Source organism: Autumnicola tepida, assembly GCF_031846485.1.
GTDB lineage: Bacteria > Bacteroidota > Bacteroidia > Flavobacteriales > Flavobacteriaceae > Autumnicola > Autumnicola tepida.
The window spans coordinates 1-570 of record NZ_JAVRHQ010000111.1 but is presented as its reverse complement, the minus strand read 5'-3'; the positions used below and the strand labels follow the sequence as shown (position 1 = coordinate 570).

1 protein-coding gene is annotated in these 570 nt (G+C 33.2%); it reads right to left on the bottom strand.

Going from position 1 to position 570, the window contains the following annotated elements:
* Window positions 1–38: 38 nt before the first annotated feature.
* On the bottom strand, window positions 39–570 hold a 532-nt coding region (locus RM553_RS19600), incomplete at its 5' end, for a LytR/AlgR family response regulator transcription factor (RefSeq protein ID WP_311536653.1).

Below are 570 nucleotides of genomic sequence, written 5' to 3'. Positions count from 1 at the left end.
TTACAATTTAATTTATTCTATTATACCTTATATAAAAACTATAGAAGTTTGAACTTATTTTTAAGGTTTTCACGATATACGCGACCCACATTTAGAATTTTATCGTTACTGAGCTGTACTTGCGCACTTGAGAACTTTGTGATTCTTTTAATATTTACCAAATACGATCTGTGAATGCGCACAAAATCACCTGCAGACAGTTGTTCTTCCCAATAGTTTAAGGTTTCATTTGATAAATGCGTTTTATTCGTAGATACCAGTTCTGTATAGTCCATATCTGCTTTGATGTAGAGCAGATGGTCTATATCTACTTTTATATGCTCATACCCACTTTTAATAAAAATGAGGCGTTCTTCTGGATTTGCTTCCGGTTTTTGACCTACCGGGTTATGAACTTTATTTATTGCTTTGAGAAAGCGTTCAAATGAGAATGGTTTGAGTAAATAATCTACTACGTCAAGTTCATAACTTTCTATAGCATAATCAGAAAATGCTGTGGTCAAAATAACTTGCGGTGGATTGCTCAGGATTTTTAAGAAATCAATACCCGAAAGTTTTGGTAAATGGATG